The sequence below is a fragment of the Stenotrophomonas sp. YJH_SMC_8 genome (assembly GCF_059371315.1).
On record NZ_JCAFUL010000002.1, the window covers coordinates 197,999 to 224,416 of the forward strand.

Annotated in this window: 21 protein-coding genes and 3 tRNA genes; 13 read left to right on the forward strand and 11 right to left on the reverse strand. The window is 67.8% G+C overall.

The window, feature by feature from the left end:
- Positions 1 to 10: 10 nt before the first annotated feature.
- The 4 genes from mutL to AC5P88_RS02845 form a co-directional block, all read right to left on the reverse strand.
- Positions 11 to 1,924 (reverse strand): DNA mismatch repair endonuclease MutL, encoded by a 1,914-nt coding sequence (gene mutL / locus AC5P88_RS02830; protein WP_495224257.1) that lies wholly within the window; start codon positions 1,922 to 1,924, stop codon positions 11 to 13.
- Between the two features lie 222 nt (positions 1,925 to 2,146).
- Positions 2,147 to 3,709 carry an N-acetylmuramoyl-L-alanine amidase gene (locus AC5P88_RS02835; protein ID WP_049428585.1) on the reverse strand — a complete coding sequence of 521 codons (1,563 nt, stop codon included), beginning with the start codon at positions 3,707 to 3,709 and terminating at the stop codon, positions 2,147 to 2,149.
- An 82-nt stretch (positions 3,710 to 3,791) separates the two neighbouring features.
- Positions 3,792 to 4,274, reverse strand: a complete 483-nt coding sequence (tsaE, locus tag AC5P88_RS02840) for a tRNA (adenosine(37)-N6)-threonylcarbamoyltransferase complex ATPase subunit type 1 TsaE (RefSeq protein ID WP_099497572.1) — start codon at positions 4,272 to 4,274, stop codon at positions 3,792 to 3,794.
- Positions 4,271 to 5,755: an NAD(P)H-hydrate dehydratase gene (locus AC5P88_RS02845; protein ID WP_495224258.1), complete on the reverse strand. Its 1,485-nt coding sequence runs from the start codon at positions 5,753 to 5,755 to the stop codon at positions 4,271 to 4,273. The genes tsaE and AC5P88_RS02845 overlap by 4 nt, the downstream gene beginning before the upstream one ends.
- A gap of 23 nt (positions 5,756 to 5,778) precedes the next feature.
- On the opposite strand from AC5P88_RS02845, the gene queG reads away from it, so the two are divergent.
- Both queG and xseA read left to right on the forward strand, forming a co-directional pair.
- Positions 5,779 to 6,849 carry a tRNA epoxyqueuosine(34) reductase QueG gene (gene queG, locus AC5P88_RS02850; RefSeq protein WP_495224259.1) on the forward strand — a complete coding sequence of 357 codons (1,071 nt, stop codon included), beginning with the start codon at positions 5,779 to 5,781 and terminating at the stop codon, positions 6,847 to 6,849.
- A gap of 44 nt (positions 6,850 to 6,893) precedes the next feature.
- Positions 6,894 to 8,225 carry an exodeoxyribonuclease VII large subunit gene (xseA, locus tag AC5P88_RS02855; RefSeq protein ID WP_495224260.1) on the forward strand — a complete coding sequence of 444 codons (1,332 nt, stop codon included), beginning with the start codon at positions 6,894 to 6,896 and terminating at the stop codon, positions 8,223 to 8,225.
- 540 nt (positions 8,226 to 8,765) lie between these two features.
- Here the strand turns inward: xseA and AC5P88_RS02860 are convergent.
- The gene (locus AC5P88_RS02860) at positions 8,766 to 9,662 is read right to left on the reverse strand and encodes a M48 family metallopeptidase (RefSeq protein WP_100443791.1); all 897 of its coding nucleotides are present in this window, start codon (positions 9,660 to 9,662) and stop codon (positions 8,766 to 8,768) included.
- An 89-nt stretch (positions 9,663 to 9,751) separates the two neighbouring features.
- Positions 9,752 to 11,644 carry a formylglycine-generating enzyme family protein gene (locus AC5P88_RS02865; RefSeq protein ID WP_106548794.1) on the reverse strand — a complete coding sequence of 631 codons (1,893 nt, stop codon included), beginning with the start codon at positions 11,642 to 11,644 and terminating at the stop codon, positions 9,752 to 9,754.
- Between the two features lie 84 nt (positions 11,645 to 11,728).
- Between AC5P88_RS02865 and rnd the strand changes: the two genes are divergently transcribed.
- Complete coding sequence (gene rnd / locus AC5P88_RS02870; protein WP_106548795.1) at positions 11,729 to 12,808, forward strand: ribonuclease D; 1,080 nt, start codon at positions 11,729 to 11,731, stop codon at positions 12,806 to 12,808.
- 150 nt (positions 12,809 to 12,958) lie between these two features.
- Positions 12,959 to 14,998 carry a DUF4034 domain-containing protein gene (locus tag AC5P88_RS02875; protein WP_258179429.1) on the forward strand — a complete coding sequence of 680 codons (2,040 nt, stop codon included), beginning with the start codon at positions 12,959 to 12,961 and terminating at the stop codon, positions 14,996 to 14,998.
- 88 nt (positions 14,999 to 15,086) lie between these two features.
- On the opposite strand, the gene AC5P88_RS02880 is transcribed toward AC5P88_RS02875, so the two are convergent.
- Together AC5P88_RS02880 and AC5P88_RS02885 are read right to left on the reverse strand one after the other, a co-directional pair.
- On the reverse strand, positions 15,087 to 17,417 hold the full coding sequence (locus tag AC5P88_RS02880) for a TonB-dependent receptor (protein ID WP_495224262.1): 2,331 nt from the start codon (positions 17,415 to 17,417) through the stop codon (positions 15,087 to 15,089).
- Between the two features lie 208 nt (positions 17,418 to 17,625).
- Positions 17,626 to 18,207 (reverse strand): TetR/AcrR family transcriptional regulator, encoded by a 582-nt coding sequence (locus tag AC5P88_RS02885; RefSeq protein WP_495224263.1) that lies wholly within the window; start codon positions 18,205 to 18,207, stop codon positions 17,626 to 17,628.
- Between the two features lie 101 nt (positions 18,208 to 18,308).
- Here AC5P88_RS02885 and AC5P88_RS02890 point away from each other — a divergent pair, with 101 nt between their 5' ends.
- The 4 genes from AC5P88_RS02890 to AC5P88_RS02905 all read left to right on the forward strand — a co-directional run bounded on the left by AC5P88_RS02890 (position 18,309) and on the right by AC5P88_RS02905 (position 21,365).
- Positions 18,309 to 19,364: a sugar phosphate isomerase/epimerase family protein gene (locus AC5P88_RS02890; RefSeq protein WP_457805454.1), complete on the forward strand. Its 1,056-nt coding sequence runs from the start codon at positions 18,309 to 18,311 to the stop codon at positions 19,362 to 19,364.
- Positions 19,365 to 19,385: 21 nt separating this feature from the next.
- Positions 19,386 to 20,279, forward strand: a complete 894-nt coding sequence (locus tag AC5P88_RS02895; RefSeq protein ID WP_495224264.1) for an alpha/beta fold hydrolase — start codon at positions 19,386 to 19,388, stop codon at positions 20,277 to 20,279.
- Positions 20,269 to 21,195: an alpha/beta hydrolase gene (locus AC5P88_RS02900; protein WP_495224266.1), complete on the forward strand. Its 927-nt coding sequence runs from the start codon at positions 20,269 to 20,271 to the stop codon at positions 21,193 to 21,195. Before AC5P88_RS02895 ends, AC5P88_RS02900 begins: the two co-directional genes overlap by 11 nt.
- Before the next feature lie 94 nt (positions 21,196 to 21,289).
- Positions 21,290 to 21,365: transfer RNA gene (locus AC5P88_RS02905), tRNA-Ala, on the forward strand.
- A 62-nt stretch (positions 21,366 to 21,427) separates the two neighbouring features.
- On the opposite strand, the gene AC5P88_RS02910 is transcribed toward AC5P88_RS02905, so the two are convergent.
- Positions 21,428 to 21,601 (reverse strand): hypothetical protein, encoded by a 174-nt coding sequence (locus tag AC5P88_RS02910; protein WP_495224267.1) that lies wholly within the window; start codon positions 21,599 to 21,601, stop codon positions 21,428 to 21,430.
- A 160-nt stretch (positions 21,602 to 21,761) separates the two neighbouring features.
- On the opposite strand from AC5P88_RS02910, the gene AC5P88_RS02915 reads away from it, so the two are divergent.
- Positions 21,762 to 22,247, forward strand: a complete 486-nt coding sequence (locus tag AC5P88_RS02915; protein WP_495224268.1) for a hypothetical protein — start codon at positions 21,762 to 21,764, stop codon at positions 22,245 to 22,247.
- 6 nt (positions 22,248 to 22,253) lie between these two features.
- On the opposite strand, the gene AC5P88_RS02920 is transcribed toward AC5P88_RS02915, so the two are convergent.
- Entirely contained in the window at positions 22,254 to 23,015 is a 762-nt protein-coding gene (locus tag AC5P88_RS02920; protein WP_495224269.1) for an SDR family oxidoreductase, read from the reverse strand.
- Between the two features lie 132 nt (positions 23,016 to 23,147).
- On the opposite strand from AC5P88_RS02920, the gene AC5P88_RS02925 reads away from it, so the two are divergent.
- Positions 23,148 to 23,990, forward strand: coding sequence for a bifunctional transcriptional activator/DNA repair enzyme AdaA (locus AC5P88_RS02925; RefSeq protein WP_049429319.1), 843 nt, complete (start codon positions 23,148 to 23,150; stop codon positions 23,988 to 23,990).
- Positions 23,991 to 24,051: 61 nt separating this feature from the next.
- On the opposite strand, the gene curA is transcribed toward AC5P88_RS02925, so the two are convergent.
- Positions 24,052 to 25,077, reverse strand: a complete 1,026-nt coding sequence (gene curA, locus AC5P88_RS02930) for an NADPH-dependent curcumin/dihydrocurcumin reductase (RefSeq protein ID WP_495224270.1) — start codon at positions 25,075 to 25,077, stop codon at positions 24,052 to 24,054.
- Positions 25,078 to 25,444: 367 nt separating this feature from the next.
- On the opposite strand from curA, the gene AC5P88_RS02935 reads away from it, so the two are divergent.
- The 3 genes from AC5P88_RS02935 to AC5P88_RS02945 all read left to right on the forward strand — a co-directional run bounded on the left by AC5P88_RS02935 (position 25,445) and on the right by AC5P88_RS02945 (position 26,414).
- Positions 25,445 to 25,520, forward strand: a tRNA-Phe gene (locus AC5P88_RS02935).
- Positions 25,521 to 25,592: 72 nt separating this feature from the next.
- Positions 25,593 to 25,668: transfer RNA gene (locus AC5P88_RS02940), tRNA-Phe, on the forward strand.
- A 194-nt stretch (positions 25,669 to 25,862) separates the two neighbouring features.
- Positions 25,863 to 26,414 carry a lipocalin family protein gene (locus AC5P88_RS02945; RefSeq protein ID WP_106548804.1) on the forward strand — a complete coding sequence of 184 codons (552 nt, stop codon included), beginning with the start codon at positions 25,863 to 25,865 and terminating at the stop codon, positions 26,412 to 26,414.
- Positions 26,415 to 26,418 lie beyond the last annotated feature (4 nt).

The following is a 26,418-nucleotide window of genomic DNA, read 5'->3' on the forward strand; positions in this document are numbered from 1 at the left end:
GATGCTCCCCTCAACGTCCGCGCAGGAACCAGCGGTCGATTTCCGCCAGCGAAAAACGGGCCCAGGTCGGCCGGCCGTGGTTGCACTGGCCGGACCGCTCGGTGATTTCCATGTCGCGCAGCAGCGCGTTCATTTCCGGCACGGTCAGGCGCCGGTTGGCACGCACCGCACCGTGGCAGGCCATGGTCGACAGCAGTTCGTCACGTGCGCTGGCCACGCGGCGGCTCTGGCCATGCTCGCGCAGGTCGGTCAGCACGTCGCGCAGCAGCCCCTCAGGCTCGGCATGCGCCAACAGCGCTGGAATGCTGCGCACGTGCAGCGATCCGGGACCGGCACGGGTCACCTCGAAACCGAGCGCCGCCAACGTTTCGGCTTCACTTTCGGCAGTGTCGGCCTCGCGCTCGCCCACTGCCAGCGTGATCGGCACCAGCAGCGGCTGCGACTGCAGGCCGATACCGTCGTGCGCGTTCTTCAGGCGCTCGTAGCCGATGCGCTCGTGCGCGGCATGCATGTCGACCACGATCAGGCCTTCTGCGTTCTCGGCCAGGATGTAGATGCCATGCAGCTGCGCGATCGCATAGCCCAGCGGCGGCACACCGGCATCGGCACTGGTGACCGGCAGTCCGTTCTCGGTGGGCATCGGCGGCAGCGCCGCCCCGCGTTCGGCACCGGCCGGCGTGGCATACAGCGCGGCGTAGGCCGCCGGCGCATCAGCCACCTGCAGCCCAAGGGGCTGCTGCGGGCGCCAGCCGGAAAAGCCACCACCAGCGCCGCCTGATCCAGCACCCGGCGCAGGCCCACGCACCAGCCCGAAACCCGACGCGCCCGCGCTCGATGCCATCGATGCCATCGATGCAGCAGCGGCGTCCACCGGATGCACCGGACCCGCACCGATCTCCTGCACCGACATGCCGGCGCGGGTATCAGCCAGCGCGTCCTTCAGTGTGCGGTAGACGAAGTCGTGCACCAGCCGCGAATCACGGAAGCGCACTTCATGCTTGGCCGGGTGCACGTTGACATCGACGCGGGTCGGGTCCAGCTCCAGAAAAAGCACATAGGCCGGCTGCCGGCCGTGGTACAGCACATCGCCGTACGCCATCTTCACCGCATGGGCGACACTTCGATCGCGCACCGAACGGCCGTTGACGTACAGGTACTGCTGATCAGCGCTGGCCCGCGAGTAATGCGGTTGCGCGATCCAGCCATGCAGGCGCAGGCCCGCGCCGCTGTGGTCCACGCGCACAGCCTGGTTGGCGAAGTCCTCGCCCAGCGTTTCGGCCAGCCGCGCATCGGAATACAGGTCGCCCGGCTTGTAGCGGCGCGAGGCCTTGCCATTGTGCGACACGCGCAGCTCGACATCCGGTCGTGCCAGCGCCAGCGAACGCAACCATTCTTCGATATGGCCCAGTTCGGTACGCTCGGCGCGCAGGAACTTGCGTCGCGCAGGTACGTTGTAGAACAGCTCGCGCACTTCCACCGTGGTACCCGGTGCATGCGCACGTGGCGTGACGTCGCCGATCTTGCCGCCTTCGATCTGCAGCGCCGAACCGTGTTCGTCATGCGCGCGACGCGAGGACAGGGTAAAGCGGCTGACCGAGGCGATCGAGGGCAGTGCTTCGCCACGGAAACCGAGCGTGGCCACCGATTCGAGGTCGTCGAGGTCGGCGATCTTGCTGGTGGCATGCCGCGATACCGCCAGTGGCAGCTGTTCCGGTGCGATGCCACTGCCGTTGTCGCGGATACGGATCAGGCGGACACCGCCCTCTTCCAGGTCGATGTCGACACGGCTGGCGCCGGCATCGATCGCGTTCTCGACCAGTTCCTTGACCACCGATGCAGGACGTTCGACCACTTCGCCGGCGGCGATCTGGTTGATCAGGATTTCCGGCAACGGCCGGATCGGACGCGGGCCGGGCGCACTCATGGGAGAGGATGGGCAGCAGACTTCATGGGTCGATGATAGCGGAGCCGCCCCATGTAGAGTCGACTGTCAGTCGACTGCCCTTCGCCGGGCACCGCCCCCCCCCCCCCGCGCTGCGCGGTAGAGTCGACTGTCAGTCGACTGCTCCTCACCGGGCACCGAAAACCCCGCGCTGCGCGCGTAGTCGACTAACAGTCGACTCTACCGCGCCCTACGAGAAGCGGGTTATTTGCTGCCGCCGGCCATGGTGCCAGCAGCGTCGATCTCGGCCTGGGCACGGGCCGCGTACAGCGTGCCCGGCGGTGGCTGGCGGCTGAAGAAGGTGTGCACGCCATCGAGCACGGCACCGGCGATCTTGCGCTGGTAGGCCGGGTCGATCAGGCGGCGCTCTTCGTCCGGGTTGGAGATGAACGCGGTCTCCACCAGCATCGCCGGCATGTCCGAGGTGCGCAGCACGGCGAAGTTGGCGCGTTCGATGTTCGGCTTGTGGTTGTTGCCGATGCGCTTCAGGCCGCCCAGCACGTGGCCGGCGGCATCTTCAGACGCCTTCATGTAACCGCTCTGGGCCAGGTCCAGCAGCACGTTGGCGAGCGTGCCCTCGGTCTGCTGCAGGCGTACGCCACCCACCAGATCGGCCGCGTTTTCCTTGTCTGCCAGCCAACGGGCGCGCTGCGAAGAAGCACCCTTGGTCGACAGTACATAGACCGACGACCCGGTGGCCGAACGGTTTTCAGCGGCATCGGCGTGGATCGAAATGAAGATGTCGGCCTTGTTCGCACGCGCCTTCTGCGCGCGCATCGGCAGCGGGATGAACACGTCGCTGTCGCGGGTCAGGTACGCCTTCAGGCCCGGCGTGGCATTGACCTGGCGGGCAAGCTCACGGGCCACCGCGAGGGTGACATCCTTTTCGCGCTTGCCGGTCGGGCCGATCGCGCCCGGATCCTGGCCACCGTGGCCGGGATCGATGGCGACCACCAGATGACGCATGCCGGCCTGCATGCGGATGCGCGAGGCATCACTGGGCATGGCCGGACGCGGCGGTTCCACCGGCGTCGGTGCCGGTGCCGGTACGGTCGCCGGCGGCGTGGTCACCACGGCGGCGGTGCGCTGGCCGGCGAGGATCGCGGCCGGCGAGGAAGAAGGCGAGCTGCTGGCCACGGTACCGGCAGCCGCAACCTGGGCCGGTGCGGTGGACGGCGCCGGGGTCGGCGTGGCCGGTGCGGCGGCGGTGGCACTGGCCTGCTGCCGCACCTGCGCGGTCAGCAGCGCGGTCGCACGCGCGGCATCGGTACGCGACTGCGCGCTTTCGGCCGGGGTCGGCGCGGGCGTGGCCACCGGTGCCTGCGGCTGCACCGCCGGCGTCACTGCAGGACGGCTGGCGGCCACGGCCGGGCCATCGCCCGGCCATTCGATCACCAGCTTGGATTCATTGCCCTCGCGCTGCATCTGCGGGCGGAACGGCGCCACCGATTCAGCGAGGTCGAAAACAACACGGAAGGTCCCCGGCACCGGCTGTCCGGTACGCACCGCCGTAACCACGCCCTGCGCGGCCGGCATCTTCAGGTTGCGTATGGCGCTGGAGTCCGGGAAATCGACCACCAGGCGGTTCGGTCCGGCCAGCGACAGGGTCTTGTAACCGCCACTGCCGACCAGCGAAATCTCGGCACGGGTGCCGGTGGCGCCCGTATTCAGCAGGACCTGGCGGACTTCACCGGCCCACGCACTGACGCTCGCCAGACCCAGTCCGACGGCGGCACAGATGGCGATGAGACGGTTCCCCGGGCGCATGGCTCAGGATTCAATCACCGCGCTGAACGGAATGCAACACCTTTTTCCTTAATAATCCGTAACCTGCCGGTGTTTGTTCTCGTCAGCCGACAGAAATGGCCTGCAAGTCGCCCCCTTGAGGGAGCCGTTTCAGCCATTCATTCCCTACGTCGCTGGCCCCAGTGAGACGCACGCGGCGTCCCTGACCCTCGATTTCCAGCGCTACCACCAGGTCGGTCGGTGGCAACGCGCCGGCGCCCCGCTCGGGCCATTCAACCAGCCACAACACCGCGCTGCCCTCATCCAGGCCAAGGAAATCCAGCTCGCCGGCCTGGCCGATGCGATACAGGTCCAGGTGCCAGGCCTCGCCGCCACTGGCCAGCGGATAGCGCTCGACCAGGGTATAGGTCGGGCTGCGGATGGCACCCTGCACACCCAGCGCGCGCAGCAGCGCACGGGCCGTGGTGGACTTGCCGGCACCAAGATCGCCGCGCAGTTCGATCAGCGCCTGCGGCGGCCGGGTCGCCGCCAGCCACTGCCCGAGCAGCTCGGTTGCGTCGCTGTCGGCAAGGAAGAAATCAGTCATGAAGAGCGTTCCGGGTTGGCCAGTCGCCGCAGCGGCACCAGCAGATCAGTGGGAAGCAGGCCGCGTGCGCCGTCGGCGGCCGCAGCGTCGCCAGCGAGCGCATGCAGCAGTGCACCAGCGGCGGCAGCGTCGAAGGCGGCCAGCCCCTGCGCGCGCAGGCTGGCAATGATGCCGGTGAGCAGGTCGCCCATGCCTCCCACGGCCATGCCGGGATTGCCTGCAGCGATCAGCCGTGGCGCCTGCCCGGGCGCCGTCACGATGCTGCCCGCGCCCTTCAGCACCACCACGGCGTGGAAGCGTTCGGCCAACGCCTGCGCACAGCGGTAGCGATCGGCCTGGATGTCAGCGGTACTGCAGCCGAGCAGGCGCGCGGCCTCGCCCGGGTGTGGCGTAAGGATGGCGTCCGGTAGCGCGCGCGGGTCCTGCGCCAGCAGATTCAGTGCATCGGCATCAACCACCAGCGGTTTGTCGCCGGCCAGCACCCGCGCAAACAGTGCGTGCGCCCATTCGTCCTGGCCCAGGCCGGGGCCGATCGCCACCACCCTGGCCTTGTCCAGCAGCGCCGGCAGCACATCGCCATCTTCAAGCGCATGGGTCATGGCCTCGGGCAGCCGCGCCAGCAACGGGCCGACGTGATCGCGCCGGGTGCCCAGGCTCAACAACCCCGCACCGGCACGCAGTGCCGCTTCGGCTGCCATCGCGATGGCCCCACCGCTGCCATGGTTGCCGCCGACGCACAGCACGTGCCCGGATTCGCCCTTGTGGGTATTGGCGCGGCGTGGTGGCAGCAGTGCCGGCAAACGCGCCTGTGTCCAGTGCTCCGCGGCGGGCGATGCGCCCTGCCATGCAGCCGCTGGCAGCTGCAGCGGTGCCAGCGCCTTCTGCCCGCAATGATCCAGCGCATCCCCGGTATACAGGCCGCGATGCGCCACGATGAACTGCAGGGTCAGCGCGGCGTTCACCGCCACACCCGGCACCGCGCCGCGGTCGGCATCCACGCCACTGGGGACGTCCAGCGCCAGCACCGGTGCTGCCTGCGCATTGACGGCGGCGATCAGCGCCTGCGCCGCGCCTTCGGGCGCGCGGTCGAAGCCCAGCCCGAACAGGGCATCAACCCAGATATCGACCTCGGGCAGCGCGCCGTCGAAATCGGTGATGGTGCCGCCATCGGACGTGAATTCCGATGCTGCACGCTGTGCCAGCGCGGTTGACGGTGGCTTCCCCGGCAAGGCGATCACCAAAACCTCGCGTCCGGCCTGCCGTGCATGGCGGGCCAGCACCAGGCCGTCGCCGCCGTTGTTGCCCGCTCCGACCACCACGCCGATCCGCCGCGCCTGCGGCCAGTGCTGCAGCAGGCACTGCCAGGCGGCCTGGCCGGCCTGCGCCATCAGGCCCCAACCGCCGTCGGCAGCCAGTGCCGAGGCCTGCGCATCGAGCGCTCGTGCGGCTGCGGAATCGAAAAGATCGGCAAGGTTGGCCATGCAGGGATTTTATACTGGTGCACATGTCCCCCGCCCCCCTCCCTGTCGATCCGGCCCAGGCCGTGCAGCGCATCCGCGAACTGGCGCGTGCGCATGGCTTCCAGCGCTGCGGTATCGCCGGCATCGAGCTGGGCGAGGATGAGGCGCACCTGGCCGACTGGCTGGGCCAAGGCCTGTACGGCACGATGGACTGGATGGCACGCCACGGCACCCTGCGCGCCCGCCCGGCCGAGCTGCTGCCCGGCACGGTGCGGGTGATCTCGGTAGGCATGGACTACAGCCACAAGGACGACACCGAAGCCTGGGCCACCCTGGCCGATCCCGGCCGCGCCTACGTGGCGCGCTATGCGCTGGGCCGCGACTACCACAAGCTGATGCGCAACCGGCTGCAGAAGCTGGCCACGCAGATCAACGATGAAGTGGCGCCGCTGGGGTACCGCGTGTTCGTCGATTCGGCCCCCGTGCTGGAACGTGCACTGGCGCGCAACGCCGGGCTGGGCTGGATCGGCAAGCACACCTGCCTGATCGATCGCCACGGCGGTTCGTGGTTCTTCATCGGCGAGATCTACATCGACATCCCGCTGCCGATCGATACGCCGGCCACTGCGCACTGCGGCACCTGCACGCGCTGCATCGATGTCTGCCCCACCCGTGCGATCACCGGACCGCAGCGACTGGACGCACGGCGCTGCATTTCCTACCTGACCATCGAGCACGATGGCGCCATTCCCGAAGACATGCGGCCATTGATGGGCAACCGCATCTACGGCTGCGACGACTGCCAGCTGGTCTGCCCCTGGAACAAGTTCGCCAAGCGCACCGACGAAGCCGACTTCCGCGCACGCAACAATCTCGACACTGCCCGCCTGGACCAGCTGTTCGCCTGGGACGAAGCCGAGTTCCTGCACCGCACCGAAGGCAGCCCGATCCGGCGCAGCGGCCATGAGCGCTGGCTGCGCAACATCGCCGTGGCACTGGGCAATGCGCCGACCACGGCCGAAACGCTGGCCGCGCTGCACACTCGCGCCGACGATCCCTCACCACTGGTACGCGAACACGTGCTGTGGGCGCTGGGCCAGCACGCACCGCGCTGACGTGCGATCCTGAGCACCCGTTCCACCTGCCGCACGCCGTTCCCATGCAGCCACGCAACAACGACATCCTCACCCCCAGCCAGCTCAATACCCTGGCCCGTGACCTGCTGGAAGGCAGCTTCCCGGCGATCTGGGTCGAGGCTGAGCTGGGCAGCGTGGCGCGCCCCGCTTCCGGGCATCTCTACTTCACGCTGAAGGACGCGCGCGCCCAGCTGCGGGCGGCGATGTTCCGGATGAAGGCGCAGTACCTGAAGTTCGTGCCGCGCGAAGGCATGCGCGTGCTGGTGCGCGGCAAGGTGACCCTGTACGACGCCCGTGGCGAGTATCAGATGGTTCTGGACCACATGGAGGAAGCCGGCGAAGGCGCGCTGCGCCGCGCATTCGAGGAACTGAAGGCACGGCTGGAGGCCGAGGGCCTGTTCGACCCGGCGCGCAAGCGGCCGCTGCCCGCACATGTGCAACGCCTGGCGGTGATCACCTCTCCCACCGGCGCCGCCGTGCGCGATGTGCTGAGCGTGCTGTCCCGCCGCTTCCCGCTGCTGGAAGTGGACCTGCTGCCGACCCTGGTACAGGGCAGCACGGCCGCCGCGCAGATCACCCGCCTGCTGCAGGCCGCCGATGCCAGTGGCCGCTACGACGTGATCCTGCTGACCCGCGGTGGCGGTTCGCTGGAAGACCTGTGGGCGTTCAACGATGAAGCGCTGGCCCGCGCGATTGCGGCCAGCCACACGCCGGTCGTATCGGCCGTTGGCCATGAAACCGACTTCAGCCTGAGCGACTTCGCCGCCGACCTGCGCGCGCCGACACCGTCGGTGGCCGCCGAACTTCTGGTGCCGGACCAGCGCGAACTGGCACTGCGCCTGCGCCGTACGGCGGCACGCATGGTGCAGCTGCAACGGCACGCGATGCAGCAGGCGATGCAGCGTGCCGACCGTGCACTGCTGCGCCTGAACGCGCAGAGCCCACAGGCGCGACTGGATCTGCTGCGTCGCCGCCAGCTGGACCTGGGCCGGCGCCTGCATGCGGCCTTCAACCAGCAGCAGGAGCGTCGTGCCGCGCGCCTGCGTCATGCAGCGGCGGTGTTGCGCGGGCACCATCCGCAGCGCCAGCTCGACACGATGCAGCGCCGCCTCGCCGCCCTGCGTGGGCGTCCGCAGGCTGCAATGCAACGCCTGCTGGAACGCGATGCACTGCGCCTGCGCGGGCTGGCGCGTTCGCTGGAGGCGGTCAGCCCGCTGGCCACCGTGGCCCGTGGCTACAGCATCCTCACCCGCAGCGACGATGGCACCCTGGTGAGGAAGGTCGACCAGGTGCAGCCAGGCGATGCGCTGCAGGCACGCGTCGGCGACGGCGTGATCGACGTGCAGGTCAAGTAGAGGGTTGTTCGGCAGGGCTGCGCCCTGCACCCGCAGAGGCTTCAAGCCAAGGCAACGGCAACAGCGAAAGCTGGCATTCCGTGGGTTGGCGGGGCGGTGCCGGAGTGCGGGGACGCCGCAAGTACATCCTTGTAGGCTTGGCAGCCGCATCCATGCGGCTGACACCCCGCACTCCGACACCGCCCCACCTCTGACAGTTTTCCGCGATCGGGTAGATCCACGCCATGCGTGGATGAATCTCCATCGGAATCAAATATTTCGAATCAAGATCGAAAAGCATCCACGCATGGCGTGGATCTACCGTGTCGACCAAGGTCGACACCTACCAACAGCAGCAGAAATCTGTCGAAGGCGGGGTGGGTCCGGTTGCGGGGGTGTCCGCGGCATGGATGCCGCGGCCAAGCCCCCATGGATGGGTTTACGGCGTCTCCCGCAACCGGACCCACCCCGCCACCCCACGGAATGCACACTGTTGCTGTTGCTGTTGCTGTTGCTCTGGCTTCGGCAGGTGCAGGGCTGCAAGCCCTGCCGACCAACCCCCTACTTTGCCTGCTCGCAGAACTTCTGCCGGTACTCGAGCGCCTTCGGCATCAGCGCCTGCAGGTTCTGGATGCGGGTGCCCGGGTTCGGGTGGGTGGAGGCGAACTCCGGCGGCGCCTGGCCGCCGCTGGCCTGGCCCATGCGCTGCCACAGCGGCACCGCCTCGCGGGGATCGAAGCAAGCCGCTGCGGCCAGCATCAGCCCCACTTCATCCGCCTGCGTCTCGTGGCTGCGCGCATAGGGCAGCAGATACCCATAGCCCATCGCCGACATCATCATCTGTTGCTGCTGCGCATCCATGCCACTGGCGGCGCCGGCCACCTGCCCGATCTGGGTCAGCTTCTGCTGGGCCATGCGCTGTGCACCATGGCGCAGCAGCGCGTGGGCGATCTCATGGCCCATCACCACCGCCATCGCATCGCGGGTGCGCGCTACCGGCACCAGCCCGGTGTAGACCGCCATCTTGCCGCCCGGCAGGCAGAACGCATTGGCCTGCTCGGACGGGATCACGTTCACTTCCCACTGGAAATCCCGCGCGAAATGCGCCGGCTGCACGCCATGCTCCTGCGCCAGCGCCGTCTCCACCACGTCCACCTTGGCGATCAACCGCTGGGCGATGTCGCGCACATCGCGCGCGATCGGTGCATTGGGGTCCATCGGCCGTTCCTGCGACAGGATCTGCTGGTAGGCCTGCAGCCCCAGCGCGGTTTCCTGGCGCGCGTCCAGGCTGCTGTCGATCATCACCTTCTCGCCGGTATACGGATCGACCGTGCGGTTGGAGAACCAGTAGAACAGCGCATAGCCGGCGGCCAGCAGCAGCACCCACCAGCGGATGTTGCCGAACAGGCCACGCCGCTGCGGGCCTTGCGACGAGCGGGAGAAGGGATCGTTGCGCATCGGGGGGACTTCCTGCTGGCCCCGCCGGCCGGCGGGCACGGCGCAATCTTAGTGCGCCACTGCCCGCAGCGGGTGAAGCCGGGTGCCGCTCAGATGCCGCGCACCAGGCGGAAGCCGATGCGGGCGTTGGTGGTATCCGAATCCTGGGACTGCCGCCAGGCCGCACGGGTCTGCTCGGGGGCATTGGCCCAGTTGCCACCGCGGATCACCCGCGACCGACAGCCCGGGTTGAACCAGGCGACGCCGTCGGACGGTGCGCGGCGATAGCTGGCATGCCAGCAGTCGGCCACCCATTCACTGAGGTTGCCGCCCATGTCGTGCAGCCCGAAGGCATTGGCCTGGAAGCTGGCCACCGGCGCCGGCCCCCACCAGCCATCGCCGTACCCGATAAACGCGTTGTGCCAGTGCCGGCCCGAAGGCGAAACGTCCTTGCTGCCGGTGAAGTTGCCGCTACCCGGCGGCGGCACGCCGGCATCGCCCCAGGGATAGCGGCCACTGCTGCCCGCGCGCAGCGCGTACTCGAACTCGGCTTCGCTGGGCAGCCGGTAGCTGCGGCCGGTCTGCTCGGACAGCCACGCCGCATAGTTCTCGGCATCACGCACACTGACATGCATCACCGGCGAGTTGCCCAGCGCGCGGCCGCCGTCGTAGTCCGAGCGCCAGTCCACGCCACTGCGGCGGATGAAATTGCCGCTGCGTTCGTCGTAGACCACCGAATGGCCGCGCCGGGTCGCGCGTGGACGCGCATTGGACGCTTTCACGTAGCGCTCGAAATCGCTGACGGTGATCTCGGTGATCGCCATGGCAAAGCCGCGATCAAAGCGCACATAGTGCGACGGACGCTCGGCATCACTCGAGCCCGGCTCGGCATCGCCCGCGCCCATCTGGAAACCACCGTGGGGCACCACCACCATCTGTGGCCCGCGCCCGCCATCGCGCATGGCGTCGCTGAACACCTGTCCTGGCCGGAAGCTGCCGTAATGGGTGGCCAGGTCGATGCGCTCGCGCAACTGCCCCACCACGGCATCACCCGGCAGGGCGATGCGCAGCGCTTCGGCCAGTTTCTCGCGCGCCGGTTTCAGGCCCTGCGGCGTAGCGAGGTCGCGCAGGCCGTCATCACGCAGCTGCAGCAGCGTGGCGGCGCGGATCTGCTCGATGCGCTCGAACGCGTCGGCAATCGTCGGCGACGAATCGCGCACTTTGCTGGCTTCGGCCAGCCAGGTACCCGCGCTGGCGAAATCGCGCGCCCGCGCGGCATCCTCGGCCCGGCGGATCAACCCGCTCTCGGCTGCAGCCAGGCCCTGCCGTGCGCGGCTGTTGTCTTCATCCAGCGCCAGCGCCTCACGGAAATTGCCGATGGCACCGTCGCCATCCTCACCGATCCGGTCCGAGCGCAGGTCCTCCTCGCCGGCGCGGTTGTAGGCCACCACGCGCTGCGCCAGCTCCACCCGCGCCTGCAGCGCACGCACCTTCTCATCCTTCGGCGCCAGGGTCAGCAACACCAATGCCTGGCGGCTGGCCTCGGCCAGTGCCTCGCGCTGCTTCAGCGGCCGCACCAGCAGGGCATCGGCCAGCTGCTGCAGTCGCTGCCGGGCACGCTGCAGGCCCAGCCGGGCCTGGCGGTCATCCGGGTCTTCTTCCTGCACCGCCAGCCACAGCGGAATGGCAGCGTCCGCATCTTCATAGAGCCGCCCTTCGGCAAACGCCTGCTCGGCGGCGCGACGCAACTGGGCCAGGCTGCGGCCCTGGCGGTCCACCCGTGGCGGCGTCCACTGCTGTACGTCCTCGGCGGCATCTTCACCGGCGATGGTCACGCTGCCCTGCCCGGCCTGCGGACTGGCATCGGTGCCGGTGTCGGCCCCTTCGGCCGCGGGCGCCTCTCTGCTGGCGGCCCTGTCCGCCGGCGCGGACGGCGACGGCGTGCAGCCGGCCAGGGCCACGGCCAGGGCGGTGCACAGCACGGGCGACAACGGAAAACGCAAGCAGAGCCTCCTTCGGCACGGACGCGGACCGACGTTAGGCTATTCTCCCCTGCCTGAGCAAACCCGAGTAGTAGGCCCTGACCCGTGGCAACCTGGATCACCACCCCCGCCGAGCTGGATGCGTACTTCCAGCAGCGCCCGACCCGCATCGGCCTGGACACCGAATTCATCCGTGAACGCACGTTCTGGCCGCAGCTGGCACTGGTGCAGATGGCCGTTGGGCAGGACATCCTGCTGATCGACCCGCTGATTCCCGGCATGACCGAGGCGCTGGCGCCGTGGCTGGCCGATGAATCCATCACCAAGGTGATGCACAGCGCCAGCGAAGACCTGGTTGCCTTCAAGTGGGCCTGCGGCGTCCTCCCGCGACCGCTGTTCGACACCCAGATCGGTGCCTCGCTGGCCGGCATCGGCGGCGGCATGGGCTACCAGAAGCTGGTGGCGGAGATCACTGGCGTAGCGCTGGCCAAGGGCGAGACCCGCTCGGACTGGATGCGCCGCCCGCTGTCCGAGTCGCAGCTGCAGTACGCCGCCGATGACGTCGAGCATCTGTTCGCACTGCACGACGCCATCGATGCCAGGCTGCAGGCGCTCGGCCGCCAGCAGTGGCTGCACGACGATGGCGAGCGGCTGCTGGCCAGCGTCGCCAACGATGAAGACCGCTGGCCGCACCTGGCGATGCGCTCGGCACAGTTCCTTGATGCTGCCGCCCAGCACCGCCTGCTGCGCCTGCTGCGCTGGCGCGACGTGCAGGCACGCAACAGCGACCGCCCGCGAAGCTGGATCCTGGACAACGAACTGGCCGCCACCCTCGCGCGCACGCCACCGGCCGACGAGGCTGCGCTGGGCAAGCTGTTCGAGCAGTTCCCGAAGGCACCGCGCAAGCTGGCCGGCGCTGTCTGGCAGGCGCTGTCCACGCCGCTGGCCGATGAAGCCGACGCGCCGCTGGCGCTGCCGGCCAACGACAGCAACAAGCAGGCCCTGAAGAAGCTGCAGGATGCGGTGGCCGAGCGCAGCCGTGAGCTGGGGCTGCCGGATGGCATTCTCGCCTCGCGCAAGCATCTGGAAAGCTATCTGGAACGTCGCCAGTGGCCGGCCGCACTGGCCGGCTGGCGCCAGCAGGAACTGGAGTCGCGGCTGCAGGCACTGTTGCCCGCGCACTGAGATCAACCGGCGCCGGGCAAACCGGCGCCGGCACCGCAGACATGAGCATCTGCCACGCTTGCCGGCGCGCGCGTGGACCTGTCCAATAGCGTCCCCGCTATTGTTGGATTGCATCAGATGACAAATGGACTTGCGAAAGGCGGTCTTTCCATGGATGACCTGGCCTGGCGCGCGCAGGCGCGCAGCGCATTGCAGGAACAGGACTACGCAGCGCTGGATGCACTGCTGGCACCACACGAACAGGCCTGGCTGAACGGCGCTCGGCCACTGCCCGGCATCCGCTGGCGCCTGCGCAACCTGCAGGACACGGCGCTGCCCCTGGATGAGCGCCTGCAGCAGGCGCAACGGTGGGTTGCCGCCGATCCGCACAGCTATTACGCACGCCTGCGCCTGGGTGCCTGCTGGGAATCGGCCGCTGGCGCCCTGCGCAGCGCCGACGTGGCCGCACTGGTGGAAGACAGCCAGTGGCTGGCCGCACAGCAGGCGCGCGACCACGCCGTGCATGCCTATCTGCAGGCGATCGCGCTGTCGCAGCGACCGGCGCTGGCGCTGGATGGCATCAAGCGCATCACCAGCTACCTGCGCGAACCAAACTGGTTGCGCGCGCTCCAGGCAGGGCAATCGCCGGAGTCCGATGAAGCCGCCCTGGCCGAGCACTATCCGCAGGCGTGGCCGCAGGCATTGCAGTTGCTGTCGCGCTTCGGTGCGCCCCTGCAGCACCTGCCGGAATGCCTGCCGCCGCTGTTGCGCGATCGCAGCGAGGACGAATTCGATGCCCCCCTCGCGTACTGGATGCGCCTGGTGCTGGAACAGCGTCCGGACGACCTGGGGACGCTGGAAGACACCCTCTACTACCTGTACCCGCGCTGGGGCGGCAGCCACGAGGCGATGGAGGATTTCATCGAAGGCAGCTGGTGCCGCGGCCTGGAGCTGGCACAGCGCAATGCATTGCGCTGGTGCAAGGAACAGGACTGGATGGGCGAGCTGCCGCGCCGCGGCGATGCCGAAGCGGTGGCCGTGCACGAGCGTGCGTATGCGCAGATCCTGGACTGGCACCTGGAGGGCTACGTGCGCGCTGAAGTCCTGATCCAGCGCGCCGCACTCCGCTTTCATCTCGGGCGCATCGAGGAGATCGAAGACCAGGTGCAATGGGATGCCGTTTGCATGCAGGCCGCGCTTGAGGACCTGCAGCATGCGTGGGCACTGGATCGTGACATGGTCCTGCACGGTGGTTTCAGCAGCCTGGAGGCCTGCACCTGGTTCGCCCATGTTGACGGCGCCGAAGCGCTGTTCGCGCAGGTCGTGGACTACGCAGCGCGCGAAGGCGATTCGGCGCTCGGCCTGCTCTGGGCGGCTACCGCCATCGAGCATGGGATGCTCGGCCAGACCGCCGATCCGGCACGTGCGCAGCCCATGCTGCAGCGCGCCCTGAAACTGGCGGCGCAGCAGAAGACGTCCACGGTCACCTTTGCGTCCAACCTGTTCTGCGATGTCTCGCAGGACGCGGGCCTGTCGTTGTTGCAGCGCATGGCCGACGACGGCGACGCCGGTGCGATGGCCGCGCTGTGCGACCTGTACAAGGGCCGGCTGGGCGGCCGCGACCAGCCGGACTTCGTTGATGCCCAGAAGGCCCTGTACTGGCAGGAGCGTGCCGTCGAAGGCGGCGACCTGATCGCCACGTACAACCTTGGCGTGCGCCTGGTTGCCGCTGGTGGCGCTGACAACGAAGCGCGTGCGCGCGAACTGTACCTGCGCTGCCTGCGCGAAGCCGACGCCGGTGAACGCGTGTGGGGCCCGACCTGCCGCAACCTGGCCTGCCTGGCCTTCGATGGCCAGAACGACGCACACAAGCGCGAAGCGGTCGAACGCGCCCTGATTCCGCTATGGTGGCGCGGTGAGGACAACGACAAACTGTGGGCCGCCGGCTACCTGGCCGACATCTACCACTTCGGCAACGGCGTGCCGGCCAACGCCTTCCTGGCCCTGACCTGGCTGCAGCGCGCCAGCGAGATCGATACGGAGTACGTGGATGTGGTGCGCATGGCGCCGCTGATCAACGGCGAAGGCCGCTGGTTCGGCGCCAGCCGCGCGCGCAAGCAGCAGGCGCAGGACCGCCAGCAGGTGGACAGCGCCACCTGGGCCCTGACCTTCGGCCAGCGCAGCCAGGACAGCGACCTTACCGCAGTCTGAAACAACGAAAAGGGCGGCCCGGAACTCCGGGCCGCCCTTTGCATTCCAGCGGTGCGATGACGGGAAAACCCGCCACCGCGCCAGAGCCTTACCAGTTCATGTTCAGCGAGACACCCACGGTGCGCGGTTCGTTGTAGACCGCGGCCATGTAATTCTCGATCACGCCCTTGAGGTTCTTCTCGTTGGTGATGTTGCGCGCGAACAGCGCCACTTCGTAGGCACCGTAGTTGCCCGAGTAGCCGATCTTCAGGCCGCCCTCGAAGTCACCCTTGGAGTTGAACTCCTTGCTGTCGTACAGCACGAAGCTGGTGTAACCCTGCTTGTTCCAGTCGGTGGAGACGAACATGGTGCCGGCGTCGCTGACCGGGAAGTCGTAACGGGCGGCCAGGTTGACGTTGTACTTCGGTGCGTTCGGCAGCGGGTTGCCGTCGATCTGCGCGAAGGTGTTGGCGCCGACCTTGATGGTCGGGTCATTCACCGTGCAGACCACCTGGCCGTTGAGGCCGCAGACCTGCGCGTACACGCGCTTGTCCTTGATCTCGCTGTGCAGCAGGCTCAGGCCAGCGCTCAGGGTCAGGTTCGGGATCGGGCGCAGTTCCATGTCCGCTTCGAAGCCGTAGGCCTTGGCCTTGTCGGCGTTGAACAGCACGCCGTTGCCGTCCGAATCGTTGCCGTTGAGCTGGATGTCGTTGACGGTGTAGGTGAACGTGGTGGCGTTCAGGCGCAGGCGGTTGTCCCACAGGCTGCTCTTCACGCCCGCTTCCCAGGACAGGATCGTCTCGGAATCGGCGGTGGTGAAATCGGCATTGAACACCGCCGAACGGCCCTGGATGGTCGGGCCGCGGAAGCCGCGAGCGACCTTCGCGTACACGCTTACGTTCGGGGTGAACTGGTACATCGCGCTCAGGTCCCAGCTCGGGGTGGTGTCGGACATCTTCACGTCCGTACGGCCCTTGTAGGTGACCACGCCGGCGGCGGTATCGGCGGTCTTCAGCAGGCGGGTGTGCTTCTCGTCCTTGGTCTGGCGCAGGCCGGCGGTGACGGTGAACTTGTCGGTGAAGGCGTAGCTCAGCTGGCCGAAACCGGCCCACGAGGTGTTCTTGTTGCGCAGGCGCACCCAGTTGTTCGGGTTACGCGCCGCGCCCTGCAGGAACCACGCGCGCTGGTAGAAGTCGGTGGTGTCGCTGCCGTTGAAGTAGAACGCACCGGCCTGCCACTGCAGCGCGCTGTCGTCATGGCTGGCCAGGCGGAATTCCTGGGTCCACTGGTCCAGGTCGCGGATGCGGCCCATCGACTGGCCGTAGCCGTTCGGCACGCCGTTCACCGGGAAGCTCGCCGCTGCGCCACCGTCGGTGTCGCCACGGCTGTAACCGGAGGTGGTCTCGTAGGCGGTGATCGAGGTGAAGTCGATCGCACCGAAGTCGTAGCGTGCCTTCACCGAGCCGCCGTAGGTCTTGTACGCCTGCGGGTTGTTGTCGGCTTCGTCGTAGGCAACCTTGTCGCGCGGCACGTCGGCCTTGTTCGAGCCCTTGGTCAGCGCACCGCGCAGGAACAGGGTCGAGGTGCCTTCATAATCGCGGGCATGGGCCGAGGCCAGGATCGAGAACTGGTCGCTCGGCGTCAGCAGCAGCTGCGCGCGCACGTTGCGGTCATCGAAGCCACCCATGGCGTTCTTCTTTGGGCTGACCGTGCCATCGGCGCTCGGGCCCTTGTAGGTGTTGTCGACGTAGTCGTCGCGGTGCTGGTACAGGGCCGACACGCGGAACGAGGCAATGTCGTTGATCGGGCCGCCGAAGCCGCCGTCGATCGACACGCTGTTGTAGGTCGCATAGCTGGCACTGACGCGGCCGGTGTAGTCCTGGGTCGGCTTCAGGGTGTCGAACTTGACAATGCCGGCGGTGGTGTTGCGGCCGAACAGCGAACCCTGCGGGCCGCGCAGCACTTCCACCTGGTCCACGTCATAGACCGGGTTGGACTTCAGCACCACGTGCTCCAGCACCACGTCGTCCTGGATGATCGACACCGGCTGCGAGGCACCCAGGTAGAAGTCGATGTTGCCCAGGCCGCGGATGTAGAAGCGCGGGAAGATGCGGCCGGTGGTGGTTTCCGCATACAGGCTCGGCACGCGGCCGGACAGCGCCAGCAGGGTGTCGTCGCCGCCGGCGGTGAAGTCGCGCATGCGCTCGCCCTGCACCACACCGACCGAGACCGGCACTTCCTGCAGGTTCTGCTCGCGGTGTTCGGCGGTCACGGTGATCGTGTCCAGCCCGGTCGGGGTCGGCGCGCTGTCCTGCGCGGCGGCACCGAAGCTGCCGACCAGGGCCAGACCGGCACAGGCCAGTGCCAGCGGGTGGCGGCGGAAGGAAACAAGGGAAGACGACAGACCCGACAGGCAGCGGGAATCGGTATGGGAGGGCATGCAATGCTCTGAGGAGGCGTCCGTGCGGCCTGCGCGGGCCGGGCGGCAGAAAGGGGGAAAACTGCGCAAGCGGCCATTATCCCCCAAATTGTTACGATTTCGTTGCGCAGCACCCAAACCCGGCGAAACAAGCGGTTTCGGCACAGTCAGCCAGCACCGCCTTGGGTCAGATCCGTTTCCCAAGGGAAAACGGATCTGACCCCGGATCTCAGGGCAGCGGGGTCAGCGCGACATCGACCATCGCCAGCAGGCGCTCGCGGCTGATGCCGTCACGCGCCTGCACCGAGATGCCATGCAGCACCGTGGCGAAGTGGTCACCCAGCGCCTGCACCGCCGCGTCGTCGGTCAGCTCACCCTCGGCCTGCGCCTGCTGCAGCCGCGCGATGATCGCCGCCGTGCGCTGGCGACGATGGCTGGCCAGCCAGTCCCGCACGCCTTCGCCATCGGGCGACACGCTGCTGGCCGAAGACACCACCAGGCAGCCATGCGGACGCCCACGACGGGTGTAGGTCAGCACCGCCTCGCGCAGCATGGACCCGATCGCCTCACGCAGCGTGGCCTGCTCCAGCGCGCGCGGCGCGAAACCACCCTCGCCCTCTTCGTACAGCGCAACGGCTTCGCGGAACAGCTGCTCCTTGCTGCCGAACGCTGCGTAGATGCGTGCAGAGGCAATGCCCAGCGTTTCGACCAGTGCCGACATAGACGTGCCTTCGTAGCCGTGCTGCCAGAACAGCAGCATCGCCTTGCGCAACGCCTGGTCCCTGTCGAATTCGCGCGGTCGCCCTGCCATCTGCCTGCCTGCTCCAGTGAGGCGCGCAGTGTAACGCGGGTGTTGACCATCGCGAGGGTCGCGCCTATTCTTTGTCGATCGACCAACAATTGGAGCAACACATGCAGACCCTCAAGGGCCCCAGCCTGCACCTGGCGCAGTTCGCCGGCGACCAGGCCCCGTTCAACTCACTTGCCAGCATTGCCGAGTGGGCCGCTGGCCACGGTTTCAAGGCACTGCAGATCCCGGCCTGGGATGCACGCTTGTTCGACCTGGCCACTGCCGCCGACAGCCAGGACTACTGCGACGACATCCGCGGCACCCTGGCCGAGCACGGCCTGCAGGTCAGCGAGCTCACCACCCACATCCTCGGCCAGCTGGTGGCGGTGCATCCGGCCTACGATGAACTCTGCGATGGCTTCGCGCCGGAAGCACTGCGCGGCAACCCGAAGGCACGCAGCGAATGGGCGCAGCAGCAACTGCACCTGGCCGCCCGTGCCTCCCGCCGGCTGGGCCTGCAGGACATGGGTACCTTCTCCGGCTCGTTCGCCTGGCCCTACCTCTTCCCGTTCCCGCAGCGCCCGCCGGGCCTGATCGATGCCGCCTTCGACGAACTGGCGCGCCGCTGGCGGCCGATCCTCGATACCTGCGAGGACAACGGCATCAACCTCTGTTACGAGATCCATCCCAGCGAAGACCTGCATGACGGCACCAGCTTCGAGCGCTTCTTCGAGCGCGTCGGCCAGCACCAGCGCTGCCGCATCCTGTTCGATCCCAGCCACTTCGTGCTGCAGCAGCTGGACTACCTGGAGTACCTGGACATCTATCACCCGCTGATCCGCATGTTCCATGTCAAGGATGCGGAGTTCCGTCCCAGCGGCCGCCAGGGCATCTATGGCGGCTACGCCGACTGGACCGAACGGGCCGGTCGCTTCCGCTCGCTGGGCGATGGCCAAGTCAACTTCAAGTCGATCTTCTCCAAGCTGGCCCAGTACGACTACCAGGGGTGGGCGACGCTGGAGTGGGAGTGCTGCCTGAAGGACCAGGAAGCCGGTGCACGCGAAGGCGCTGCATTCATCCGCGACCACATCATTCCGGTCACCGACAAGATCTTCGACGACTTCGCCGGTGCACCGATCAGCACTGCGCAGATGCAGCACATGCTCGGCATCGCCTGAGCCCCCACGGAGCACTCCCCCATGACCACTTCCCTTCCCGCTGGCGCTGCCGGCGACGACGCCCTGCGCCACCACTACCTGCGCATCGATGGCCAGCGCGTGCATTGCGTCTCCGCCGGCCGCGGTGACCCGGTGCTGCTGATTCCCGGCTGGCCGCAGACCTGGTACGCCTGGCGCCACGTACTCCACGCCCTGGCCGAGGCCGGTTTCGAAGCCATCGCGGTCGATCCGCCGGGCATCGGCGAATCCGATCGCCCCAGCCACGGCTACGACACCGGCAGTGCCGCCGCCGTGCTGCACCAGACCATGCGGGCGCTGGGCCACGAGCGCTACCAGGTGGTTGGCCATGACATCGGCATGTGGATCGCCTATGCACTGGCCAGCGACCAGCCACAGGCCGTGCGCCAGTTGGCCGTGACCGAAGCGGTGATTCCAGGTCTGGCGCCGGAACCGGGCATCTTCGCCGCACCGGCCGACAACATCTTCCTCTGGCATTTCATGTTCAACCAGGTGGCCGACCTGCCCGAGGCACTCATCAGCGGTCGCGAGCGCGCCTACCTGGAATTCATGTTCGACCGCTGGTCGTATCGCCGCGATGCAGTGGCCGCCGACACCTACATCGCCGCCTACAGCCGCCCCGGCGCGCTGCGGGCCGGCTTTGCCTGGTACCGCGCGATTCCGGAAACCATCCGCCAGAACAAGCAGCGTGCGCAACGCCGGCTGGCGATGCCGGTGCTGGCCATCGGCGCCGAGCACGCCACCGCCGATGCGCCGATGCTGACCCTGCAACCGCATGCCGACAACGTGCGCGGCAGCATCGTGCCGGGCTGCGGCCACTTCATCATGGAAGAAGCGCCGCAGGCGTTCCTGGCGCAGCTGCTGCCGTTCCTGCAGGAGGCGCGCCATGCAGCTTGAACCCGCGCTGCAGCAGTTCGTCGATGCCGTTGCGGTCCATCCGCTGCCGGAGGACCTGCGCGAGCTGCGTGCGATCAGCGAGAGCGCGCTGCCTCAGCTGCAGGGCGCGCCGCAGCCGGTTGCGCATGTGATCGAGCATGCGGTGATCGCACGCGACGGCCACGCGTTGGAAGTGCGCCTTTACACACCGGAAGGGCTGCCCGATGGACCGGCACCGGCGTTGTTGTTCGCGCATGGCGGCGGATGGTTCCAGTGTTCGCTGGCGGTCTATGACGGCCCCTGCCGCGCGCTGGCCAATGCCAGCGGCTGCGTGATTGTCGCCGTGGGCTACCGGCTGGCGCCGGAACACCCGTTCCCGCTGCCGCTGCACGACGTTGCCGATGCCTGGTCGTGGCTGCAGGCCAACGCCGAACGCCTTGGCTTGGACCCGCAACGGCTGGCGATCGGTGGCGACAGCGCCGGCGGCAATCTGGCCGCCGCGTGCTGCCTGCTGCTGCGCGATCTCGGCCTGCCGCAACCGTGCCACCAGTTGCTGCTGTACCCGGCACTCGATGCCGGGATGGACAGCGATTCCTATCGCGAGTACGCCAGTGGCTACTACCTCAGCGCCGAACTGATGCAGCGTTGCTGGCAGGCCTATCTCGGTGATCCGGCCACACCGCCGGCACTGGCCTTGCCTGCCCATGCAACGGATCTGCATGGACTGGCACCAGCCTCGGTGCTCAGCTGCGAGCATGATCCGCTGCGTGACGAGGCCGAACAGTACGCGCTGCGGCTGCAGGCGGCAGGTGTCGACTGCACGCTGGAACGGCTGCCGGGGATGATCCACGCCTGCATCCATCTGCACGCGGTCAGTGCCAGCACCGACGTGGCAGCACAACGTGCCGGCGCGCTGCTGCGCCGGGCCCTGTCCTGAACCGGTCAGGGGCGGTAGCCGACGCGACGCGACCACCGTCCCGGCCCGGCGCTTGGCAAGCCCGGCAGGCAGCGCTACACTGAAACCCTGCCGTGGGGCCATAGCTCAGCTGGGAGAGCGCGTCGTTCGCAATGACGAGGTCAGGAGTTCGATCCTCCTTGGCTCCACCACTATTAGGAAAGAACCCGTAGATCTCTGTGATCTGCGGGTTTTTTCTTTTCTGGGTTCCGCCTCAGACGGACTCCTGACTGCCATCCTTACGTTGCGGAGTGCGCGAATGCGCGTCGCGCACCTGCTGATCGCGGTGCCCCGGCCGATGCTTGGCCACATCGTCCTGCTTCCTGTCCTGGCGGCTTTCCTGCACGCCTTGCTTCGGATCGTTCTGGTCGTTGCTGCGCACGCTCATCGAACACTCCCTCGCCGGCGGAAAGCCCGCGCTTGCCTCCACGCTAGAGACTGCCGGGTAAGCCGCAGGTCAACCTGCCGCCAACGCAGCGTGCAGCCTCGGCTTGCCGACACTGTCCCCACGGCTCCAGAATCCGATGCACCCGTTTCACCGGTATGCCATGCCCTCTCCTCCCCAGCACGCAGCCCAGGCGTTGCCGATGCTCCTCGATGCGACCGACGGCAGCATCCGCCTCGGCAACCTGCCGACGCTGATCGGCCCCGCCCTGTCACGGGATGAGGCGCGTGTCGCCTTTGCCACACTTGTGCGGGAAGAGCGCGATGTCGGCACCGGCTATCACTGGCTGAGCCTGCGCCGGCTCAGCCTGGGCGGCGCGCCCGCCGACATCAGCCTGTGTTTCCACGGGCAACAGCTGGACATGGTGACAATGGGTGTCAATCTGCCCGGTGCGACGCTGGAAGACGGCTGGCCGACCCAGGCGGCCATCGACGCCGAAGTCGCCTTCATGAAGCGCACGCTCAGCGCGGCACTGGGCCGCAAGCTGGCGGGTGGCCGCGCGCGGTTCGACTGGGGTGAAGCCTGGGCCCGTTTCGATCCGAAGGGCTTCATGGCCAGCAGCGGAATCCGCTACGTTCCGCGCTCATGACCCCACTCAGGTGCGGGTGATCGACACTCCACCCTCCACGCGCATCGCGGTACCGGTAACGAAACTGCTTTCATCGCTGGCCAGGAACAGCGCCGCGTTGGCGATCTCCTCCGGCTCGGCCATCCGCTTCAGCGCGTGCAGCGAGCGCACGAAGTCGCGGGCATCGCCGGTCGGTGCGGCCTGCCGTCCCATTTCGGTATCGGTGCCACCAGGCAACAACACGTTGCTGCGTACGCCGCACGCGCCATACTCGGCAGCGATCACCTGGCTCAGGCCGATCAGCCCTGCCTTGCTCGACGCATAGGCCGCCATGCCCGGGAAGCCCACGGTATGGCCGACGAACGTGCCAACGAACACCAGCGAGCCGCCGCCGCGCGCCAGCAGTGCCGGCAACTGCGCGCGTGCAGCATGGAAGGCGGCATCCAGATTGGTCGCCATCACCTCGCGCCAGGCGTCCACCGGGAACTCCGCCGCCGGCACGCCCGGGCCGAGCATGCCGGCATTGTTGAGGGCGATGTCCAAGCCGCCGAACGACTGCTGGGCCAGATCGACCAGCGCCTGCGCCGTGCCCGGGTCGGCGACGTCGGCGGCACGCACCACGGCGTCGCCACCGGCGGCGCGAATCTGCTCGGCCAGCGCCTGCAGCGGCTCCGGCCGCCGTGCGTTGAGCACCAGCTTTGCCCCTTCGGCAGCGAAGCGCAGCGCGCTGGCGCGGCCGATACCGGCGCTGGCTCCGGTGATGAGTGCAATCTTGTTGTTCAAGCGCATGATCGTGGCATCCGTTGTGAAGTGGCCGCCACGATGCCGCGCCTCTCGCCTGCCAACACTCCGTTTCCGGGCCTCGCTGGCAAGTGCAGGAAACGGAGTTTTCGTGGCTGCGGCACGTGCCAGAATCCGCCCATGGACAGCACCGCCTCCCCCACCACCGACGCCCGCGTCGAACGGGTCTGCCGCCACCTGCAGGCCAGCCTCGACGAACCCTCGCTGCAGGAACTGGCCGACATCGCAGGCTGCAGCCCGACCCGCCTGCATCGCCTGTTCAAGGAGGCAACCGGGCTGACCCCGAAGCAGTACGCTGCGGCACTGCGAGCCGACCGCCTGCGCACTGGGCTGCAACAGCAGGAACGCATCACCGATGCCTTCCACGATGCCGGCTTCGGTTCCAGCGGGCGTTTCTACGAGAACGCACCGAAGTTGCTGGGCATGACCCCGAAGCAATGGCGCGCAGGGGGGCGCGGCGAAGTCATCCACTTCGCGCTTGCCGAAAGCTCACTGGGCAGCGTGCTGGTGGCCAGCAGTGCCACCGGCGTGGTCGCGATCCTGCTCGGCGACGATCCGGAAGCGCTGCTGCAATCGCTGCAGCACCGCTTCCGCCAGGCCAAGCTGGTCGGTGCCGACAGCGGTTATGAACAACTGGTGGCACAGGTGGTAGGTCTGGTCGAGGACCCGACGCGGGGCGCCACGTTGCCGCTGGATATCCGCGGCACCGCCTTCCAGCAGCGCGTGTGGCAGGCGTTGCAGCAGATCCCACGTGGGCAGACCGCCTCGTATGCCGACATCGCCACGCGCATCGGCGCCCCGCGATCAAGCCGCGCGGTGGCTCGCGCCTGCGCCAGCAATCCACTGGCGGTGGCCGTCCCTTGCCACCGCGTCGTACGCCGCGACGGCGACCTGTCCGGCTACGCCTGGGGCGTGGCGCGCAAGCGCGAACTGCTGCGCCGGGAGAAGGCCTCGACTGCCTGAAGTGGGTGCCGACCTTGGTCGGCACGCCCGGAGGTAGCGCCGGGCCATGCCCGGCGGACACTCAATCCAGCTTCACCACCAGCTTGCCGAAGTTCTGCCCCTTCAGCAGCCCGAAGAACGCCTCCGGCGCATTCTCCAGCCCTTCCACCACATCCTCGCGGTACTGGATGCGGCCCTCGCGCAGCCACTGCGGCATCTCGCGCTCGAAGTCCGGCCACAGATGGTTGAAGTCGTGCACGATGAAACCGCGCACGGTCAGGCGCTGGCGCAGGATCTGGCTGAACAGCGCTGGCAGCCGGTCCGGCCCGGGCTGTTCAACGCCGCGTTCGTTGTAGGTGGCGATGGTGCCGCACACCGGAATGCGGGCGAAGTCGTTGAGCAGCGGCAGCACCGTATCCAGCACGTGCCCGCCCACGTTCTCGAAATACACGTCGATGCCCGCGGGCACCGCCGCGCGCAGCTGTTCGGCAAAGTCGGCCGCACGATGATCCAGCGCCACGTCCACGCCCAGCGTCTGCAGGTAGGCACGCTTGGCTTCACTACCGGCGATGGCGACCACGCGCGCGCCCTGCAGCTTCGCCAGCTGCGCAACAGTTGCGCCCACCGGACCGGTCGCGGCCGCGACCACCAGCGTCTCGCCCGGCTTCAGGCGGGCGATCTCATGCAGGCTGGAATACGCAGTGAATCCGGGCATGCCATACACGCCCAGCGCCGTGCTCAGTGGCAGCCCGGCCGGATCGAGGCGACGCCCCAGTGCCTTGCCCGGCAGTACCGCATGGGTCTGCCATCCGCCTGGCGCCAGTACCAGGTCACCCACCGACACGCCGTCTGCCTTCGACTGCAGCACCTCGGCCACGGTCTGGCCTTCCATCACCGCATCGATGGCCACCGGCGCGGCATACGAGGGGCCCTCGTCCATGCGTCCACGCATGTACGGGTCCAGCGACAGGTAGCGGTTGCGCAGCAGCACCTCGCCCTTCGCCAAGGCCGGCAGTGTCGCCTGTTCAAGGCGGAAGTCGGCTGCCGTGGGCGCGCCCTGCGGACGCGAGGCCAGCACGATACGGGAGGTAACGAGGGAATCGGACATGGTGACCGGCTCTGCTGTTGCCAGCATCAGGAAAGGAATGCCGACACTACGCCGCAACGATCGCCGGAAACGGCCACGAAAACAGCGTTCCATCGCCCGCCCAGACGCGGCACCGACAAAGGCCTTGCCGTTGCGGCATTGCCGATCACCGCGGCCTGCTGATTTCCGCCACAGGGGATGATCAGGATCGCGCCGGGGCGCCCGGATCGATTCCAGGCCCTTCCCGCCCTGCACCGCGACGGCGGATCAAGTACTTGCAGGCGCGCAGACGGCAATGTGAAGAATTCTTGGCAAAACGCTTGCCGAAGACTGCCGACCTCCGTAATATACGCCTCCTTGGCAGCGACCTCGCTGCTACGAAACATGTGGCCGAGTAGCTCAGTTGGTAGAGCAGGGGATTGAAAATCCCCGTGTCGGCGGTTCGATTCCGTCTTCGGCCACCACTTTCGAAGGCCTGCAGAAATGCGGGTCTTTTTTTTCCGGAAACCGCATTCACCGCGGTCGCCACACAATTTGGCCGAGTAGCTCAGTTGGTAGAGCAGGGGATTGAAAATCCCCGTGTCGGCGGTTCGATTCCGTCTTCGGCCACCATCTTCAGAGACCTGCAGAAATGCAGGTCTTTTTTTTTGCCTGCGACCTGCCATCCACGCATGGCGTGGATCTACCTGGCGCTGGCCCCTTCCATGGCGTCGATCCATGCCAGGCCACCGCCGTTTGGTTGACGAAACATTTACACCGGTAGCCGGCGCGGCACCTACGCTGCAGATTCCTGCCGGAGCCTGCCGATGCAACTGCGCCCCACCCTGCTCGCCTGCCTGCTGTTGGCCGCCGCCCCGGTGATCGCCGCCGAGCCATTGCGGGCGGTCGACAGTCTGGACATCGATCGCTACGCAGGCCAATGGCACGAGATCGCGCACCTGCCGGTGTCGTTCCAGAAGCAATGCGTCGGCGAGATCACCGCCAACTACGGGCTGCGCCGCGATGGCCGCATCAGTGTCACCAATGCCTGCCGCAACGGCGACGGCGAACGCGTGGTCGCTGAAGGCGTGGCACGCCCGGTGGCCGGCCATCCCGGCCAGCTGCAGGTGCGCTTCGTTCCGGACTGGCTGAGCTGGGTGCCGCTGGTCTGGGCCGACTACTGGGTGCTGGCGCTGGACCCGGACTACCAGTGGGCGCTGGTTGGTGAACCGGGCCGGAAATACCTGTGGATTCTCTCGCGCCTGCCGGAAATGGAGCGCGCCCGGTTCGAACAGTTGAAAGAAAAAGCCGAAGCCATGGGCTACGACCTGGGCCCGTTGCGCCTGATGGCCCCGCTTCGCGATACGCCTGCCGATTGAACTG

Coding starts and splice junctions, on each gene's coding strand:
- mutL (WP_495224257.1), bottom strand. CDS start 1,924: ATGAGTGCGCCCGGCCCGCGTCCGATCCGGCCGTTGCCGGAAATCCTG.
- AC5P88_RS02835 (WP_049428585.1), bottom strand. CDS start 3,709: ATGCGCCCGGGGAACCGTCTCATCGCCATCTGTGCCGCCGTCGGACTG.
- tsaE (WP_099497572.1), bottom strand. CDS start 4,274: ATGACTGATTTCTTCCTTGCCGACAGCGACGCAACCGAGCTGCTCGGG.
- AC5P88_RS02845 (WP_495224258.1), bottom strand. CDS start 5,755: ATGGCCAACCTTGCCGATCTTTTCGATTCCGCAGCCGCACGAGCGCTC.
- queG (WP_495224259.1), top strand. CDS start 5,779: ATGTCCCCCGCCCCCCTCCCTGTCGATCCGGCCCAGGCCGTGCAGCGC.
- xseA (WP_495224260.1), top strand. CDS start 6,894: ATGCAGCCACGCAACAACGACATCCTCACCCCCAGCCAGCTCAATACC.
- AC5P88_RS02860 (WP_100443791.1), bottom strand. CDS start 9,662: ATGCGCAACGATCCCTTCTCCCGCTCGTCGCAAGGCCCGCAGCGGCGT.
- AC5P88_RS02875 (WP_258179429.1), top strand. CDS start 12,959: ATGGATGACCTGGCCTGGCGCGCGCAGGCGCGCAGCGCATTGCAGGAA.
- AC5P88_RS02880 (WP_495224262.1), bottom strand. CDS start 17,417: ATGCCCTCCCATACCGATTCCCGCTGCCTGTCGGGTCTGTCGTCTTCC.
- AC5P88_RS02885 (WP_495224263.1), bottom strand. CDS start 18,207: ATGGCAGGGCGACCGCGCGAATTCGACAGGGACCAGGCGTTGCGCAAG.
- AC5P88_RS02890 (WP_457805454.1), top strand. CDS start 18,309: ATGCAGACCCTCAAGGGCCCCAGCCTGCACCTGGCGCAGTTCGCCGGC.
- AC5P88_RS02895 (WP_495224264.1), top strand. CDS start 19,386: ATGACCACTTCCCTTCCCGCTGGCGCTGCCGGCGACGACGCCCTGCGC.
- AC5P88_RS02900 (WP_495224266.1), top strand. CDS start 20,269: ATGCAGCTTGAACCCGCGCTGCAGCAGTTCGTCGATGCCGTTGCGGTC.
- AC5P88_RS02910 (WP_495224267.1), bottom strand. CDS start 21,601: ATGAGCGTGCGCAGCAACGACCAGAACGATCCGAAGCAAGGCGTGCAG.
- AC5P88_RS02915 (WP_495224268.1), top strand. CDS start 21,762: ATGCCCTCTCCTCCCCAGCACGCAGCCCAGGCGTTGCCGATGCTCCTC.
- AC5P88_RS02920 (WP_495224269.1), bottom strand. CDS start 23,015: ATGCGCTTGAACAACAAGATTGCACTCATCACCGGAGCCAGCGCCGGT.
- AC5P88_RS02925 (WP_049429319.1), top strand. CDS start 23,148: ATGGACAGCACCGCCTCCCCCACCACCGACGCCCGCGTCGAACGGGTC.
- curA (WP_495224270.1), bottom strand. CDS start 25,077: ATGTCCGATTCCCTCGTTACCTCCCGTATCGTGCTGGCCTCGCGTCCG.
- AC5P88_RS02945 (WP_106548804.1), top strand. CDS start 25,863: ATGCAACTGCGCCCCACCCTGCTCGCCTGCCTGCTGTTGGCCGCCGCC.